Genomic DNA, 16,578 nt, shown 5'->3' with positions numbered 1-16,578 from the left:
GTTCCTTCTTCTTCTCAGTTACTGCGGACGCGGGGACGATTTGGGGTGATGGTGCTGTAGTCAGCGGTCTTGAAATGCTGCGGTGCAAAGGGGCTGACACGGACAACATCGCCGATCACGATGACCGCCGGGTTGGCCACGCCGACGGCTTCCGCCTGGTCCGCGATGGTTCCCAGAGTGCCGATGGTGACGCGCTGGTCCGGCAAATACCCGCTCTCTACGATACCTACTGGTGTGTCCAAAGGCAGACCCGAGGCGGCAAGCTCAGCCGCGGAATCGCGCAATTGGCCCACTCCCATGAGCAACACCACAGTGTGATCCGGACGCGCGGGGACCTCGGACAGCTCTTCATGGCCGGTCACCACGCTGAAGCCCTTGGCCAGCCCGCGGTGCGTCACGGGGATTCCTGCGGCAGCCGGCACGGAAATCGCGGACGTCACGCCGGACACCACTTCAACCTCGACGCCGTTCTGGCGGCAGAACTCTGCTTCCTCGCCGCCGCGGCCCAGCACGTAGGGGTCGCCGCCTTTGAGTCGGACCACACGGTTGCCCTTGAGGGCTTCGTCCACAAGGATCCTGTTGATCTCCAACTGCGGCACAGGGTGGTGGCCGGGCGTCTTGCCAACCTCGATCACGCGGACATCCGGCGCGAGTTCCTTGAGCAGCTCACGCGGGCCAAGACGGTCCGTAACAACGACGTCGGCCTGGCCCAGGAGGCGCCGGCCGCGGACTGTGATGAGGCCCGAGTCGCCGGGACCGCCCCCCACCAAAGCAACCGAACCAACGGGCGTCTTGCCGTCGGTTCCCGGTTTGCGGTGCCGACGGAGCGGCAGGTCCCCGGTTTCCAATGCGGTGGCCACTGCGTTCCGAAGTGCCATGGCGCGGCGCGGGTCTCCCCCGGCGTTGATGGCGATCTTGACGTCGTCCACCACGGCAACGGCCGGTGTCCACGCGGCGGAGGCTTCGTGGTCCGAAGCGTTGACGCACCAGATGCGCTGCGCTTCGGCGTCGGCCGCTACTTGGGTGTCCACAGCGGCTGCGCCGGTGGCGGTCTGAACGAACCAGACGCCGTCGAGGTCTGATGTGCAGTACTCGCGCTGCGCCCAGGTGAGGAGGCCGGAGGCGGCGAGTCCGCGAAGTGTTTCGGTGGCAACGGGAGCGACCACGGTGACTTTCGCACCGGCGTCGAGCAGCCCCTTGGCGCGGCGCTGCGCAACGGGCCCGCCGCCAACCACCAGCACCGGGCGGCCGAGCAGCCGCAGCGCGGTGGGGTAAATGTCCTGTATTGCCATGAAAAAAACTGTAGGGCGGCGTCGTAACATGCTTCAAAGGCTCGGAAACACCCGGTAACGCTGGGTAATCCAACGTCACATAGTTCCCGCCTTAGTTCGGGGAAACTGTGTCCTTGAGCCGTAAGTAATAGGCCCGCTGCTCCTTGCCCAGATGCTCGATCGCGTAACGAAGCGCCGTCCGGGGCATGGTGGCCGCGTGTTCGTCGAGGAACGCCAGCAGACGTTCACGGCTGCTCCGCCCGGCATCGCGGACCCAACCGCCCACTGCTTTGTGGATGAGGTCTTCCGTGTCTCCAAGAAGGATTTCGGCGATCGCGAAGGTGTCATCCAGCTGGCCTTCACGGATGAACGCGGACGTTGCAACAATCGCCGTCCGCCGCTCCCACATGTTCTCCGAACGAGCCAGCTCATACAGTGGATCGCGTGGCTTATCCATGAGCCAACCCCCCACTACCCGCCCTGCGCCCAAGTCCACCAGGTCCCAGTTGTTAATGCGGTCATGCCTGCGCAGATACAGCTCGTACAGTTCCCTGCGCCGATCTTCGGTGGTCTTCTTTTTCTGCGCCTGCAAGGCCATGATCTTCACAGCCCCCGCCCGGGCCTCGTGAATATCCTCCTCCAGGAGTTGCTCAATCTCCTCCGGAGGCATGGCCGCGAACTCCTTGCCGAGCGTGAAAACCTCGCCCATGCGGACGCCCAGAAAGAGATCTCCCTCGGCATAGTCACCCTTGCCGGTCTTGAAGTACCGCTGGTACTTCACCTGCTCCACGTCGGATTGCCTCGCATGGAGCCGCGAAAGGAACTCGACGGCGGTGGGTTGGGTACCTGTCATCCCTCAATCATGCGCCTAAAAAACGGACCAGCCAGTACGGGTAGTGAATTCGTCCAGCGCGGCCACCCCCGCCACGGAATTTCCGGACCGTCCCAGGCCAGGGCTCCACACACTGATGGAGCACTTGTTGGGTACAACGGCCACGATCCCTCCGCCCACTCCACTCTTCCCGGGAAGACCAACGCGGTAGGCGAACTCGCCCGCAGCATCGTACGTTCCACAGGTGAGCATCACGGCATTGATCCTCTTGGTCTGCGCCGGTGAAAGCAGCAGGGTCCCATCGGTCCCCAAACCGTTGGCGGCCAGGAAACGGGTTGCGAGCGCCAGGTCTTCGCAGGTCATGGCCAGCGCGCACTGTTCCGCGTAGGAATTCAGTACTTCCTCCACCGGGTTTTCCAGGTTGCCGCAGCTCGCCAGGAAATGCGCCAGCGAGGCATTGCGGTGACTGTTGGCCAGTTCCGAGCCGGCCACGTGGTGATCGGTATCGATGCTTTCCTTGGTGGTTTCCTGCCGCATCAGATCCCTCACGGCGTGTGCGGCGTTTCCTGTAATGCTGAGCAGCCTGTCCGTCACCACGATCGCACCGGCGTTGATGAAGGGGTTCCTGGGGATTCCTTCCTCACTTTCGAGCTGGATCAGGGAATTGAAGGGGTTGCCGGAGGGTTCCCGGAAGACGCGCTTCCAGATTCCGTCGCCGTCGAAGGCCAGCACCAGGGCGAGCGCGAAGACTTTGGAGATGCTTTGGATGGAGAAGTCCACATGGGCGTCGCCGGCTGAATAGACTTCCCCCTCCCGGGTCGCCACCGAGATACCGAACTGTTGGGGGTCAACGGCTCCGAGCTGCGGAATGTAGTCAGCCACGTTGCCTTGGCCGACATGCGGCTGCACGGCCCCGACGATGTCGTCGAGGAGATTTTGGATGTCCACGGTCCTAGCCCTTGGTCCCTGCGTAGGTCCAGAGCCGGATCTGGAGGTGGGCAAGCAGCCGTTCGTCGGCGGAGTGGAGGTCCAGGCCCGCCACTTCGCAGGCACGGCGAAGCCTGTAGTGGACTGTGTTGCGGTGGACAGCCAGTTCTTCGGCGCAGCGGTTTACATCGCCAAAGAACTCCAGGTAGGTAAGGAGTGTCAGCGCGAATTCCGGGTAGCGGGTGCACAGCCGGGCGATTCCTGCATGCCTTAGGGTGGTCCTTGATTCGAGCAGCTCCAGCAGTTCCTTGGTCAGCACTGTTGTTTCAACGTCACTGTAGGAGGCCACGCGCACTGTTGGCGTTGCTTCCATGACTTTGAGGACGCTGCGGACGTGATCAAGGGTGGCATGCAACGCATCCAAGCGCGGAACGATGGGCCCGACGGCTGCCTGCACTTGAAAATGAAGGTGGGTGGTGGCGTCACGAACAATGGTGTTGACCAGCCTGTTAATGGCAGGGAGGGACTTGAGCGGGTCCAGATCGGGCAGGATAATGGCCGTCTCCATGCCGAGTGCGCCCACCACGGCGCCCGGCCGATACGCCGCTGCGTGGATCGATGCAACTTTGGAAAGCTCGCCCCTGCGGAGTTGAAGTCCCGCGGCGCTCTGGCTCAAGCCACCAGCGGAGATCAGGACCAGGGCAGCGGGTTTGGACGGATCAATGCCTGCCGACTGGGCCTGCGAATGCACTTGGGCCGTGCCGCTCAGGAGGCTGGACACCCGGTCTTCGCGCATGGATTGGGACTGCTCATTGCGGTGCCGGACCAACTCGATCGCCGCGTGGCGGGCCGCTCCCACCATGATGCGGTCCGTGTTCGCGGCCAAAGGTTCAGCGCCTTCCTGCAGCCAGATGTACCCCATCACGCGGCTGCCGGCATGAATGCCGATCGCCACGCGCTCGCGGAGCCCGGCATCCGGGTTGGCTTCCACGTGAACAGGCGCTTCAGTGGCCTGCAAGTGCTTGTAAACCCCTGATTCCTTGAGGAGCTTTTGGTATTTTTCAGGCCCTCGCCGCGCCAGGATGGACAAACGGCGGAGCTCGTCAACATCATTGGAGGCCGGCGAATAGGCAAGAACTTTGTTCCCCGGATCTTCAATCACCACGTGGCCGTTGGTAAGGGTGGCAGTAGTTTGCGCGATCGCGAAAAGATCCCGATGCACTGCCGTGGGGCTGTCCCCCGGCACATCGCTGAAACGGCCGTCATTCTCGCGGACACGGTTTTCATGGACACGGTCCAACGCGATGCCCTCAAATTTGTCCCACCGCAGGCCGGGCGCCACCGCTACCAGTCCTATGCCCGTAGGTTGCAGCAACTCCGCGGCGGCTTCCAACTCCCGTTCGTTGCCCTTCACTGCTACAGCTGCGGGGCGGTGGGCAATGATCCGGCGCAAGGCAGGCAGCGCCGCGCGCCCCCGGACGCCGATCAGCATAACCAAGGCGCCGGAACGGATGGCATCCTCGTCTTCAGCGTCAACAATCACTGTTTCGCGAACGTTCCTGTTGTCCTCGGCCGGGGCCACCAGCAACCGCGCGTTGTCCACGCCAAGGTCTTCAAGGACATCGCTCAATAAGGTGACGACGCCGTCGTCGTCAATTTCCAAAGCTTTCAACGAAGCTATCGCTTCCTCTCCTCATCAGTTCACAACAGCCGAGCGCGCCCTCGCCATTGAGGGGCTCGCCGGTACCTGTACGCAGGCACGCACAGCGAGAAACATTACCGGCCCTTCAGAACACCAGTGTTGTCCCCCCGGCACAAGAGCCGGGCCCTGAATTTGGTTCGCCAGCCAATTTGTTGGACGCGGCGGACACCTAGAGTTGGTGACTGTCCCAAACACCACAAAGACTGCCTGCAGCGCGGCCAATTTCAGGCGCAGTAGTCAGCAGTCAGCCCCACGTTTTGGAGTATTGAGCCACCCCGCGTGGCACCGGAGTCAAAGGAGACCCCCGAAGTGATACCCACCCCTGCATCCACCAAAACCCTTCCCTCCCCCACAGACCTGGCCGCCGCTCCGCCGTCGAGCGCTTTCGCCCAAGAAGAAGCCGGCTACCGGAAGACCCTCAAGCCCCGGCAGATCCAGATGATCGCCATTGGCGGTGCAATCGGCACAGGGCTTTTCATGGGCGCCGGTGGCCGCCTCAACGGATCCGGGCCTGCCTTGGTCCTTGTTTATGCCGTCTGTGGATTCTTTGCCTTCCTGATCCTCCGGGCACTGGGCGAGCTGGTGCTGTACCGTCCCACGTCCGGCTCGTTCGTTTCCTACGCCCGGGAGTTCTACGGCGAGAAAATGGCTTACACCGCAGGTTGGCTCTACTTCCTGAACTGGGCCATGACCTCCATAGTGGACGTCACCGCAGTTGCCCTGTACGTGAAATTCTGGGGCCAATATTGGGCACCCATCAATGACATCCCGCAGTGGTTGATCGCACTCATAGCGTTGGTAGTGGTGCTGTCCCTGAACCTGGTATCCGTGAAGATCTTTGGCGAGATGGAATTCTGGTTCGCCCTGGTCAAAGTGGGCGCGCTGGTGGCGTTCCTCGTGGTGGGCATCTGCTTCATCGTCTTTGGCGGCCGGACAGATGTTGGTGTTCCGGGTTTCAACGTCATTGCAGAGCACGGCGGCATGTTTCCCATGGGCGCCGTGGCACCGTTGCTGGCCATCAGCGGCGTGGTGTTTGCCTACGCTGCCGTGGAACTTGTGGGCACTGCGGCCGGTGAAACAGCCAACCCCCACAAGGTGATGCCGAAAGCCGTGAATACGGTGGTGATCCGCATTGGAATCTTCTACGTGGGTTCGGTCCTGCTGCTTTCGCTCCTGCTTCCCTTTACGTCCTACAAAGCCGGGGAATCTCCCTTTGTCACGTTCTTCTCGCACCTCGGCGACCCACAGGCAGGCGCCATCTCCGCGTCCGTGATGAACTTTGTGGTCCTCACCGCAGCACTCTCCAGCCTCAACGCGGGCCTCTACTCAACCGGCCGCATCCTGCGCTCCATGGCGGTCAACGGCTCGGCTCCCCGGTTCACAGGCCGGATCAGTGCGTCCGGCGTGCCCTACGGCGGCATCCTGCTCACCGCTGTCATCACCCTTGCCGGCGTTGGGTTGAACGCCGTAGTCCCGTCCCAGGTGTTTGAAATCGTTTTGGAAATTTCTGCCGTGGGCATCATCGGCGGCTGGGCCACCATCATGCTTTGCCACATCAAGCTCCAATCGTGGGTACGCAGCGGCAAGGTTGTCCGTCCCGCGTTCCGGCTGTTCGGTGCACCGTTCACGTCCTACCTCACCCTCGCCTTCCTGGCCTTCGTCCTGGTGACCATGGGGTTCTCAGAGACCGGCCGATGGGTGTTGGCCTCCTTGCTGGTACTGGCTCCCGTGCTCGTTGCCGGGTGGTACGCCTACCGCGGCCGCATCCAGGCAGCCAAAACACACCCCTAGTTTGAAAGTGAAACCCATGAGCAACCCTTCCCCGTCCCTCAAAATCGGCACTCCCAGCCGGGCCTGGCGGTCCCGTGCCGATGCGTGGGAGTTCCTGGGATACGCCCTCAGGCAGCTTGCCTCCACCCGTGACCAGGAGACCGGCTTGCTGCCCCAGATCGAACGGACTTTCGCCCTCCTGGAGGCGGTGGAACCGTATTGGGCTGAGCCCGGGGTTGATGCCGTGGCGCAGTTGCGCCAATTGATCGACGACGGCGAACCCCAGGCCGCGTTCCAGCTTCTGGGCGGCTTGGCCAACCTTCCGCTCGCCTCCTCCGGGGAAACGGCTGCCGTGCCGCGCGGAGAAACAGTTGACGATGAAGCTGTTGACCAGGCCGAACCATCCGAGCGCCCCCGCTTTGAGGTACTGGTGGTGGACAGCGTTGAACCTGAAGAGGCCGAGGCACTCAAGAACACCATGGCCGCCCAACGGCGCCCCTCCGACTCTTTTACCTACACGGTGAACGTGGTTCCCAGCTACGAAGACGCCTTGGTTGCCGTCATGCTCAACCCCGCCATCCAGTCAGTTGTCCTTCGTCCGGGCTTCGCCATCAGCAGCTCACATCTGCTGGGCAGCGACCTCCGGAGATTCCTTGCCCGGCATACCTCCACGGAGCTGCAGGACTCGCGGCCCATCAAGCGGATTCTTGGCTTGGCCGAGGCTATCTCCGGGCTGCGTCCCGAGCTGGACGTGTATCTGGTGGCAGGGGTTTCCATCGAATCGCTGGCGGGATCGCTCACCAGGAAGTTCCGGCGGATCTTCCGGAGGCAGGATCATTTGGACCTGCATCTGTCTCTTCTGTCCGGGGTTGCCGAGAGGTACGAGACACCGTTCTTCACGGCGCTCCAGGACTACAGTCGCCGCCCGGCCAGTGTCTTCCACGCGCTGCCCATTTCCAGGGGTGCGTCCGTTGGAAGTTCTCCATGGATCCGGGACATGGCCGATTTCTACGGAACCAACCTCCTGCTGGCTGAAACGTCCGCCACATCCGGCGGACTGGACTCTTTGCTCGATCCCCACGGGTCCATCAAGCAGGCGCAGGAGCTCGCAGCCCGCGCCTTCGGTGCGCAACGAACCTACTTTGTCACCAACGGCACGTCCACGGCCAACAAGATCGTGCACCAATCGCTGCTTGCTCCGGGAGACGTAGTCCTGGTTGACCGTAATTGCCACAAATCGCACCACTACGCTTTTGTGCTCGCCGGTGCCCGCGTGTCCTACTTGGACGCCTATCCCTTGGACAAGTACGCCTTTTACGGTGCCGTGCCGCTGGCCAGCTTGAAGCGCAGGCTCCTGGAATACCGGCGGGCGGGCCGGCTTCACGAAGTGAAAATGGTGACCCTCACCAACTGCACCTTTGACGGCGTCGTGTATGACGTGGAAAGGGTCATGGAGGAATGCCTGGCCATCAAACCGGACCTGGTTTTCCTGTGGGATGAGGCGTGGTTTGCCTTCGCCCGCTCCCATCCGGTGTACCGGCGTCGAACCGGCATGGCGGCTGCTGCCGCCTTGGAAGCTTCGTTCGGCAGCCCGGCCTACGCTGCCAGGTACGCCGAACAAGCCGCTGCCCTGCATGACCCTGTTAGCGGAGAACCTGCGGACGACGAAGCGTGGCTCAACACCCGCCTGATTCCGGATCCATCGAAGGCTCGAATCCGGGTCTACTCCACCCAATCCACCCACAAGACCCTGACGTCACTGCGCCAAGGTTCCATGATCCACGTCTATGACCAGGACTTCGCCGGGTCCAACCAGGAAGCCTTCCGCGAGGCGTACATGACCCACACGTCCACCTCCCCCAACTACCAGATCCTGGCTTCCCTGGACATTGGCCGGCGACAGGTGGAGCTGGAAGGTTTCGGCCTGGTTCAGCGGCAATCCGACCTCGCAGTGTCCGTGGCCCAGGCCGTGGCCCGGCACCCGCTCCTGAAGAAGTACTTCCGGGTACTGACCTCGCGGGACCTCATCGCTTCGAAATACCGTGAAACCGGTTCCAGCATGCCGCTGCGGGACGGGCTGGCTGAGCTGGAAGATGCCTGGCAGCGGGACGAATTTGTGATCGATCCCAGCCGCCTAACGCTGGACATCAGCAAAACAGGGATCGACGGCGACACTTTCCGTCACAGCTACCTCATGGACGATCACGGCATTCAAGTGAACAAGACGTCACGGAACACGGTGCTGTTCATGACCAACATCGGTACGTCCCGCAGTTCCGTGGCGTACCTGATCGAGGTCCTGGTGAAGCTCGCCGAGGGTTTTGAGAACCCGCACCCCTCGGCACGGCGCCGGACTCTTCCCGCCTCATCCGATGCACCCCGCCCCACTCCCCCGCTCCCGGATTTCAGCACCTTCGCCGAGCGCTTCCGTACCGACGATGCCTGCGAGGACGGGGATATCCGGGCCGCGTACTTTGAAAGCTACAAGCCCGACTCCACGGTGTACCTGTCCACGGCCGAGGTAGCTGCGGCCGTGGCTGCGGGGCAGGAAGTGGTCTCGGCAGGATTTGTCACGCCGTATCCGCCCGGGTTCCCCATCCTCGTCCCGGGTCAAGTAGTCACCCGGCAAACGCTCGAATTCATGGCTGCCTTGGACACCCGCGAAATCCACGGGTTCGATCACGAACGGGGGTACCGGGTATTCGTGGAGCCTGTATCGTCTTCGGTTGCCGGTCTGGTGGCGGTGGCTTCCTAGGGTTTTGTCAGTGCTGAGCGCTCCAGCCGAAGGCGGGGGCGACGTGTTTCGCGACGTTGCCCAACAGCTTGGCGTTGTAGTCTACGCCAAGCTGGTTGGGCACCGTGAGCAGGACCGTGTCGGCTGCCTGCACGGCGGCGTCTTTGGCCAGCTCCTCGGCCAGTTGATCCGGCTCGCCAATGTAGCTCTTACCGAAACGGGACAACGCGCCGTCGAGAATTCCTACCTGGTCCTGGCTGTCCGCTTGGGCGCGGAGCCCGAAGTAGTGGTTATCGATGTCGTCAACGATGGGGATTACACTGCGGCTCACGGAAATCCGTGGCTCAAACTCGTGCCCGGCAGCTGCCCACGCTTCACGGAACATCCGGATCTGCTCTGCCTGGAGTTCATCAAAGGGCACACCAGTGTCCTCGGTGAGGAGGGTTGAGCTCATCAAGTTCATGCCTTGCTCGGCTGCCCATACAGCGGTTTTCCGGGTTCCGGCACCCCACCAGATCCTCTGTGGGAGACCAGGCGACTGGGGCTGGATAGGCAGCAGGCCTGTGGCCCCGCCGGCGTAATGCGGATCCGCTTCGGCCACCCCGTGCCCGGCGATTGCTCTGCGGAACAGAGCAGTGTGGCGGCGGGCCATGTCTCCGCCGTCCTCACCGTCCCCGGGCACGTAGCCGAACTTTGCGGCACCGTTCCGGGCAGGTTCGGGTGAACCACGGCTCACGCCGAGCTGGAGTCGGCCGTCACTGATGAGGTCAGTAGCTGCTGCTTCCTCGGCCATGTAGAGGGGGTTTTCGTAGCGCATGTCGATCACGCCGGTACCCATTTCGATCCGGCTGGTCCTCGCTGCGATGGCTGCGAGCAGCGGGAACGGCGAAGCTTGCTGCCGGGCGAAGTGGTGGACGCGGAAGAACGCTCCGTCAATACCCAGTTCCTCCGCGGCCACGGCGAGTTCGATTCCCTGTTTCAGGGCATCGCCGGCCGTTGGGACGAGGGAGCCTGGGACACGTGCCCAATGTCCGAAGGAAAGAAAGCCGATCCGTTTCTTGTGCATGTTGAGGACAACTCCGCGAGGGGTTACGGAATTCCACATACGCTGGTTTGGCCTTCGAGAAGATACCCACCCGGGGTATCCTGAGATGAAGGGTCGCTTAGGTGGGACTGTCGGCAGAAAGGGGCACAGGATGACCAAACCAGAACCTCTGGCGCTTCTTCGTCATGCTTCGTTGTTTCTGCTGGTGGCCGCCGTGATTGCCGGAATTTTCGGCATGCATGTGGTGACGGGTTCGCATTCGGCGCATTCGGTTCCTGCTATCGCCCAAGCCGCAGCTCTCCCAGCCGATCATCACGGGCATTCCACGGCGGGATCCCTGAACATCACTGCGCCCCATGACGCTACGGCTTCCGTCAACGATTCCGAGTCCTGCTCTTCCGGCAGCTGCCCAGGTGCGGGCTCAGCCGAAGAACACTGCATCCCGTCGCTGAAGACAGGTTCTCTGACCGCTCCCCTTCCGGGCACCGGAGTTGCATCTGTGGCTGCTGGCCCGACGCTGCTTCTGGAGTCGCCGAGCACGTGGACTTACACCCCGTCCGGGCCGTCCCTGAACCAACTTTCGATCAGCAGAACATAAGCAACGCGCGCAGGAGGCCCCGCAGTTTTGTGCCTTCGCCGCGTCTCGCCTCCGGCCATTTCCCGGCCCAGGAGGCCACCACCATGCTTATCGCCAGGATGGCTCGCTGCTCCGGCCGTCCCCTGATCGAAAGACCACAATTCTCATGAACAAAACCCAACTCACCTTTAGCGTCACCGCTTTTGCAGGCCTCCTCGCCATGGCCGGCTGTGCCTCACCCGCAGGCTCCGGCTCCATGCAGGGAATGGATCACGGCAACGCCAGCATCAGCGCGACGCCCAACAGTACCTCTGCCCAGCACAACGCGGCCGATGTCATGTTCGCCCAAATGATGATCCCCCATCACTCCCAAGCAGTGGAGATGTCCGATTCCATGCTGGCGAAAGCTGACATTCCCACTGAGGTACGTGACCTTGCCGTCAAGATCAAAGAGGCTCAGGCACCCGAAATAGAGAAGATGACCGCTTGGCTCAAGAGCTGGAACATGCCGGTGATGGCATCCTCCGGACACGGTGGTCACAGCATGGACGGCATGCTCACCGAGGCCGATCTCCAAAAGCTCGATTCCGCTCGAGGCACTGAAGCTGCCAAGCTCTTCCTGACCCAGATGATCGGGCATCATGAAGGCGCCGTGGCCATGGCCAAAACTGAAATAGCCCAAGGCAAGAACCCTGAGGCCGTCCAGCTCGGCAAGGACATCGTCACGTCCCAGGAAGCAGAAATTCAGGAAATGCGGGGGCTCCTGGCCGGACTCTAGCCGCAGGGTTCCCCCACGCAGACGCCCGACGGCGGGAGGTCGCCGTCGGGCGTTTTGCAGTGGTGCTGCCCGCAGCACCGCACCTGTTTCCGCCAATTGCGCCCGTAACCACTGGTGCGGATGGCGCGAAAGGGAGCGACCCCGGAGCCGAAGGGGTGCCTCCGGCGGGAACGGGTGCCTTCGGCGCGAACTGGTGGGGACCCGACGTCGAAATTGGTGTGTGCGGTGAACGGGAGCGAGTCCGCGATATTGGCCTGTGCGGGTGAACCCTCACGCCGCGCGTCGGTAGTGCATGGAAACCGCGCCGTTGCTGAGGGGCTCTGCCGAGATCAGTTCGAGGCGACGTGTGCGGGGCAGTCCACCCTGGTAGAGGGTTGGGCCGTGGCCCGTGATCATGGGGTGAACAAGGAATCTGTACTCGTCGATCAGATCCAACCGGTCCAGTTCTGTGGCAAGTTTGCCGCTGCCCACCAGCACCCCCTCGGGAGTGCTGTCCTTGAGTTCCTGCACCGTGGTACGCAGATCGCCAACCAAGTGGTGGCTATTGGTCCAGGGGAAGTTTGAACGCGTTGCCGATACGACGTACTTGGGCATTGTTTCCAGTTTCAGAGCCCACTCCCGCAATGCCGGCGGTGCATCCACCTCACCGCTAGCGACCAATGGCCAATAAATCTCCATCATTTCGTAGGTAGTACGGCCCCACAGCATTGCCCCGCTCTGCTCCAGTAGGTTAGTGAAGAGGGCATGCGTCTCGTCGTCGGCGATGCCCTCTTGATGATCGACGCAGCCATCGAGCGTGACGTTGATGCTGAACGTTAGTAGGCCCATTGCACGATTCTAGGCCGGGTGATCAGAAAGGGTTAGCGGCTGCTACCAGCCAGCAACCCCCGGCGCTGGAGCAAACGCTTCTCGATCGGCCCGAACACCAGGAGCTCGATCAGGATGCCCACAAACAGGATCAACAGGATCGCGGACATCACAATGGTCATGTCGGAGAGCAAACGGCCCTGGTCCAGCAACGAACCCAACCCGAAACCAATGGTGCCGCCCACTGCGATGATTTCCGCGGCCATGAGCGAACGCCAGGAGAAAGCCCAGCCCTGCTTCAAGCCGCCGATGTAGCCCGGGAGCGCCGCGGGCAGAACAATCTGCAGGGCCATCTGAAGACGGTTGGCGCCAAGGACTGTGCCCACGCTGCGGTACTGCGGCGGGATCTGGTCCACACCGGAAATGAGCCCGTTGATGATGGACGGGATGGCACCCATGAACACCACGAAGTAGACGGTGGCGTCGGTCAGGCCGAACCAGATGATCGCGGCGGGGACCCATGCCACCGACGGGAGCACCTGCAACCCGGAAATCAACGGACCAAAGGCACGGCGCAAGGGAGCCACCTGAGCCAGGATCAGGCCCACGGGAGTAGCGATGACCACTGAGATCAGGAAGCCGATCACACCACGTTGCAGCGATGTCCACACTGCTTCCTGGACTTTGCCTTCGCCCCACATGGACACGAACTGGGTGAGGACATCCAGCGGCCCGGGAACGAGGTCACGCCGTTTGAACTCAAGGGAAACGTAGAACTGCCACGCGAGGATCAGGACCACCAGAGCGGCAACGGGCAGCAGCACCCGCTTCCATTCGATGCCGGCTTTGCGTCCACTGTCCGACTGAAGATTGTCCAGCCCGGCTTCGAGGTCACGGAGTTCGGAGGCATTGCCTTTCAGCGACGGGGAGGTGATGTGCTCTTTGGATTCAGTCACGGGAAGGGTCCGCTCGTCAGTGGTAATGGGGTTACTTGGCATGGCGGCGGATCTCCTCGCGAAGACGGCGGGTAATAACTCCGGTCAGCTCCCCGGCGCGGCCGGCATCGGTTCTGTGTTCTTCGGTAACATCCCATTCGGCCACCACACGGCCGGGGCGGGAGGACAACAACAGCACTCGCTGGCCCAGACGGACGGCCTCGCGGACGTTGTGCGTGACGAACACGATTGTCCGGCCGGTTTCCTTCCAAATCCGCTCGAGCTCGTCGTGCAGAAGGTCACGGGTGATCGCATCCAGTGCAGCGAACGGCTCGTCCATCAGCAACAGCTGCCGGTCCTGGGCCAGCGAACGGGCCAAGGCCACGCGTTGCCTCATACCGCCGGACAGTTCGTGGGGACGCTTGTCCCCCGCGCCGCCCAAGTGCACCAGTTCCAGGAGCTCGGTGGCGCGATCACGTCGGCTCGCCTTGGTGCTGGTCTTGTCCGCAAGCTGTAGCGCCAACTCGATGTTGCCGCGAGCGGTCAACCACGGAAACAGGGACGCGTCCTGGAACATGAAGGCGGCACCGTCGCTGGGTACTTCAAGAGCGCCCGACGTCGGCCGTTCCAGTCCCGCCATGATGTTCAGCAGGGTGGACTTGCCGCAGCCGGACGCACCGAGGAGGGCGACGAACTCGCCTTGAGCGATGGTGGCGTTGACGTCGTCCAGCACCGGGGCGCCGTCGCCGAAGCGCTTGCCCAGGTTCTCGAGTACGACTGGCATGGTCCCGTCCTTCATGTTGATGGGTAGAGCTGATGTGGCCAAAGGCCGGTCCGCTTCCCCTGCAAAAGAAGGGGGAAGCGGACCAGCCTGTTACTGCTTAGTCCTGGCCGAGTCCTGCAGCCGAGGTTTTCTTGCCTTCAACCTCGTTCAAGGTCCGGAGGTCGAAGATGCCGTTGATGTCGGCCTGCTTGGTGGTGCCGGCCTTCACTCCGTCTTCAAGGAGCTTGGTGTACGTTCCGGCCAGCGGGTCGGTGGTGAACTTGATGTTCTGCAGCGCCCGTTCAATCACGTTCGCCGGAAGCGGCTTGCCGGCAGTGTCCTTGAGGACCGCGTTGATGGTGGTGGCCTTCTCCGCAGCAGAAGCCGAGTTGAGCCAGTTCACCGATGCCACGTGACCCTTCAACAGGGCCTTCACGGTCTCGGGGTGTTCGGCGGCGAACTTCTTGTTCACGATCAAGATGGTGGTGGTGAAGTCACCGTTCTCCCACAGATCCTTCTCATCCACCAGGACCTTCGCCCCGGCTTCGAGCACCAGGCGGGAGGCCCAAGGCTCCGGCAACCACGCGCCGTCGAGCTTTCCGTCGGTGAAGAGCTTCAGCGACTGGGCGTTTTCCGTGGGGTTGATGTTCACGTCGCCGCTGCCATCGGTGTTGGTCTTGAAGCCTTGGTCACCGAGCCAGGCGCGGAGGGCCACGTCCTGGGTTCCGCCGAGCTGCGGGGAGCTGAGGACCTTGCCCTTGAGGTCGGCAGCGGAGTTGATCTCCGGCTTGACCACCAGCTGGGCACCGCCGGACGCTGCACCGGCGATGATGCTGATGGACTCGCCCTTGCTCTTGACGAAGGAGTTGATGGCCGGGTTCGGGCCGATGTACGTGGCGTCGATGGCGCCGGCGTTCAAGGCTTCGATCGCGGCGGGGCCGGCATTGAAGACCTGCGTGCTCAGCTTGGTATCGCCAAGTTCCTTGGCGATCAGGCCCTTGCTGGTGCCTACCAGCGCCGGGCCGTGCGTGACATTGCTGAAGTAACCGAGTTTGAGCTCAGCAGCCGGGGACGTGGTGGGCGCCGGGGCGGCCTGGTTGTTCTGCGAAACAGCGGAAGCAACTGCAGCGCCTGCGCCGATGAGGAGCACCAGGCCGACGGCCAGGGCGATCTCTACTGTGCGGCGGCGCTTGGGCTTGGCTGTGGTCTCACCGGCGACGATGCGGGTGGTGCCGGTGTTGGGCGACTCGGGTGTGTTAGCCATGGGGGTGGGTCCTTAGGGAGGTGGGATGCGAGCGGGGCGAAGATCAGGCCCCGTGACATCGCCCGTCGAGGGCAAGCAAGGACCATTCCGGAGAGGTCATGCCTTCACAGTAGGGACTGTCATATTTCCGCTTCAATCCCGCAGAAACCAAGGTTCACGAAGGTTCACGTGGCGTCATATTCGCTGCCAGGCCTTCAATGTCGCGCGGAGTTGTGCGGCAGCATCCACCTATGAGATGGGCGCCGCGGTTCTGCCAAGCTGCTGCGTTGCCGGCCAAGGTTCCGTTGCCCTGAACACCCGCCGACGGGCTCCAGGTTTTAGTCACAGCATCGTAGGTCTCCCCCGAATTCGGGTACGCCACCAGCGGTTTGTCCGAGGCTTGCTGGAGGGTGCCCAGCGCTTCGGTCACCAGTTCCAGCGGCACACAGTTGATGCCGACGGCGGCCACCCGCGGTTCCGCGCTGAGCAACGCAGCCACGTCCGCGAGTGGCGTCCCATCACTGATGTGGCCGCTGTCCCGCAGCGTGAACGTAAACCAGGATTCGACGTCGAACTCCGCCACGAGCGCCAACAGGGCCTCCGCTTCGGCGTAGGACGGCAGGGTCTCGCACGCCAGGAAATCTGCCCCGGCTTCCACCAGCGCAGCAATCCGTGGGCGGTGGAAGTCCTGGAATTCCGCGGCGGAAAGGGTGTAATCGCCGCGGTATTCGGAGCCGTCGGCAAGGTAGGCGCCGTAGGGACCTACGGATCCAGCCACCAGCAATGGCCCGTTTGCTGAGCCCTCCGCCAAGGCTTCCTGACGGGCTTCGTCGGCCAGCCGGACACTCAACGCCACCAGCTCCAAGGACTCTTCAACGGACAACCCGCGCCGGGCAAAACCCTGCGGAGTGGCCTGATAGCTGGCCGTGATGGCCACGGAGGCACCGGCGTCGAAATAGTCCCGGTGAACCTGCTTGATCAGATGCGGCTGCTCCAGCAGGACCTTGGCGGACCATAGCGCGTCTTCGAGGTCGCAGCCATGGGCTTCCAGTTCCGTGGCCAACGCACCGTCCAGGACAAGGTCCTTGCCGGCGTTGAGGAGCGTGCTGAGCGTGGTGTTCTGTGGCATGGGTCCTTCCCAAAAAGAAAACCGCAGCTTGTCCGAAATTCCCGCCGTACAACGTGAGGAGTCGC

14 protein-coding genes are annotated in these 16,578 nt (G+C 62.6%); 4 read left to right on the top strand and 10 right to left on the bottom strand.

Annotation, left to right across the window (positions count from 1 at the left end):
- Positions 1–14 precede the first annotated feature (14 nt).
- The 4 genes from cobA to BACI9J_RS05025 form a co-directional block, all read right to left on the bottom strand.
- Entirely contained in the window at positions 15–1,292 is a 1,278-nt protein-coding gene (gene cobA, locus BACI9J_RS05040) for a uroporphyrinogen-III C-methyltransferase (protein ID WP_159733450.1), read from the bottom strand.
- Positions 1,293–1,383: 91 nt separating this feature from the next.
- The gene (locus tag BACI9J_RS05035; RefSeq protein WP_159733449.1) at positions 1,384–2,124 is read right to left on the bottom strand and encodes a DNA alkylation repair protein; all 741 of its coding nucleotides are present in this window, start codon (positions 2,122–2,124) and stop codon (positions 1,384–1,386) included.
- A gap of 15 nt (positions 2,125–2,139) precedes the next feature.
- Positions 2,140–3,051: a glutaminase gene (locus tag BACI9J_RS05030; protein ID WP_159733448.1), complete on the bottom strand. Its 912-nt coding sequence runs from the start codon at positions 3,049–3,051 to the stop codon at positions 2,140–2,142.
- Between the two features lie 4 nt (positions 3,052–3,055).
- On the bottom strand, positions 3,056–4,702 hold the full coding sequence (locus BACI9J_RS05025) for a PucR family transcriptional regulator (protein ID WP_159733447.1): 1,647 nt from the start codon (positions 4,700–4,702) through the stop codon (positions 3,056–3,058).
- A gap of 339 nt (positions 4,703–5,041) precedes the next feature.
- On the opposite strand from BACI9J_RS05025, the gene BACI9J_RS05020 reads away from it, so the two are divergent.
- On the top strand, positions 5,042–6,523 hold the full coding sequence (locus tag BACI9J_RS05020; RefSeq protein WP_201296512.1) for an amino acid permease: 1,482 nt from the start codon (positions 5,042–5,044) through the stop codon (positions 6,521–6,523).
- Positions 6,524–6,539: 16 nt separating this feature from the next.
- Positions 6,540–9,257, top strand: a complete 2,718-nt coding sequence (locus tag BACI9J_RS05015) for an aminotransferase class I/II-fold pyridoxal phosphate-dependent enzyme (RefSeq protein ID WP_159733446.1) — start codon at positions 6,540–6,542, stop codon at positions 9,255–9,257.
- A 7-nt stretch (positions 9,258–9,264) separates the two neighbouring features.
- On the opposite strand, the gene BACI9J_RS05010 is transcribed toward BACI9J_RS05015, so the two are convergent.
- Positions 9,265–10,302, bottom strand: a complete 1,038-nt coding sequence (locus BACI9J_RS05010) for an LLM class flavin-dependent oxidoreductase (protein ID WP_159733445.1) — start codon at positions 10,300–10,302, stop codon at positions 9,265–9,267.
- Between the two features lie 130 nt (positions 10,303–10,432).
- Between BACI9J_RS05010 and BACI9J_RS05005 the strand changes: the two genes are divergently transcribed.
- Both BACI9J_RS05005 and BACI9J_RS05000 read left to right on the top strand, forming a co-directional pair.
- Positions 10,433–10,879: a DUF6153 family protein gene (locus BACI9J_RS05005; RefSeq protein ID WP_159733444.1), complete on the top strand. Its 447-nt coding sequence runs from the start codon at positions 10,433–10,435 to the stop codon at positions 10,877–10,879.
- A 145-nt stretch (positions 10,880–11,024) separates the two neighbouring features.
- Entirely contained in the window at positions 11,025–11,636 is a 612-nt protein-coding gene (locus BACI9J_RS05000) for a DUF305 domain-containing protein (protein ID WP_159733443.1), read from the top strand.
- Between the two features lie 270 nt (positions 11,637–11,906).
- On the opposite strand, the gene BACI9J_RS04995 is transcribed toward BACI9J_RS05000, so the two are convergent.
- The 5 genes from BACI9J_RS04995 to mmuM all read right to left on the bottom strand — a co-directional run bounded on the left by BACI9J_RS04995 (position 11,907) and on the right by mmuM (position 16,513).
- Positions 11,907–12,464 (bottom strand): dihydrofolate reductase family protein, encoded by a 558-nt coding sequence (locus BACI9J_RS04995; protein WP_159733442.1) that lies wholly within the window; start codon positions 12,462–12,464, stop codon positions 11,907–11,909.
- A gap of 32 nt (positions 12,465–12,496) precedes the next feature.
- Positions 12,497–13,441 carry an ABC transporter permease gene (locus BACI9J_RS04990; protein WP_159733441.1) on the bottom strand — a complete coding sequence of 315 codons (945 nt, stop codon included), beginning with the start codon at positions 13,439–13,441 and terminating at the stop codon, positions 12,497–12,499.
- A complete protein-coding gene (locus BACI9J_RS04985; protein WP_159733440.1) occupies positions 13,431–14,162 on the bottom strand; it encodes an ABC transporter ATP-binding protein in 732 nt (243 codons plus the stop codon). The genes BACI9J_RS04990 and BACI9J_RS04985 overlap by 11 nt, the downstream gene beginning before the upstream one ends.
- A 97-nt stretch (positions 14,163–14,259) precedes the next feature.
- A complete protein-coding gene (locus BACI9J_RS04980) occupies positions 14,260–15,405 on the bottom strand; it encodes an ABC transporter substrate-binding protein (protein ID WP_159733439.1) in 1,146 nt (381 codons plus the stop codon).
- A 154-nt stretch (positions 15,406–15,559) separates the two neighbouring features.
- Positions 15,560–16,513, bottom strand: a complete 954-nt coding sequence (mmuM, locus tag BACI9J_RS04975) for a homocysteine S-methyltransferase (RefSeq protein ID WP_159733438.1) — start codon at positions 16,511–16,513, stop codon at positions 15,560–15,562.
- Positions 16,514–16,578 lie beyond the last annotated feature (65 nt).

Source organism: Arthrobacter sp. 9V (assembly GCF_902506065.1).
GTDB lineage: Bacteria > Actinomycetota > Actinomycetes > Actinomycetales > Micrococcaceae > Arthrobacter.
Note: the sequence above shows the minus strand (reverse complement) of the source record. Positions and strands in the feature narration are given on the sequence as shown.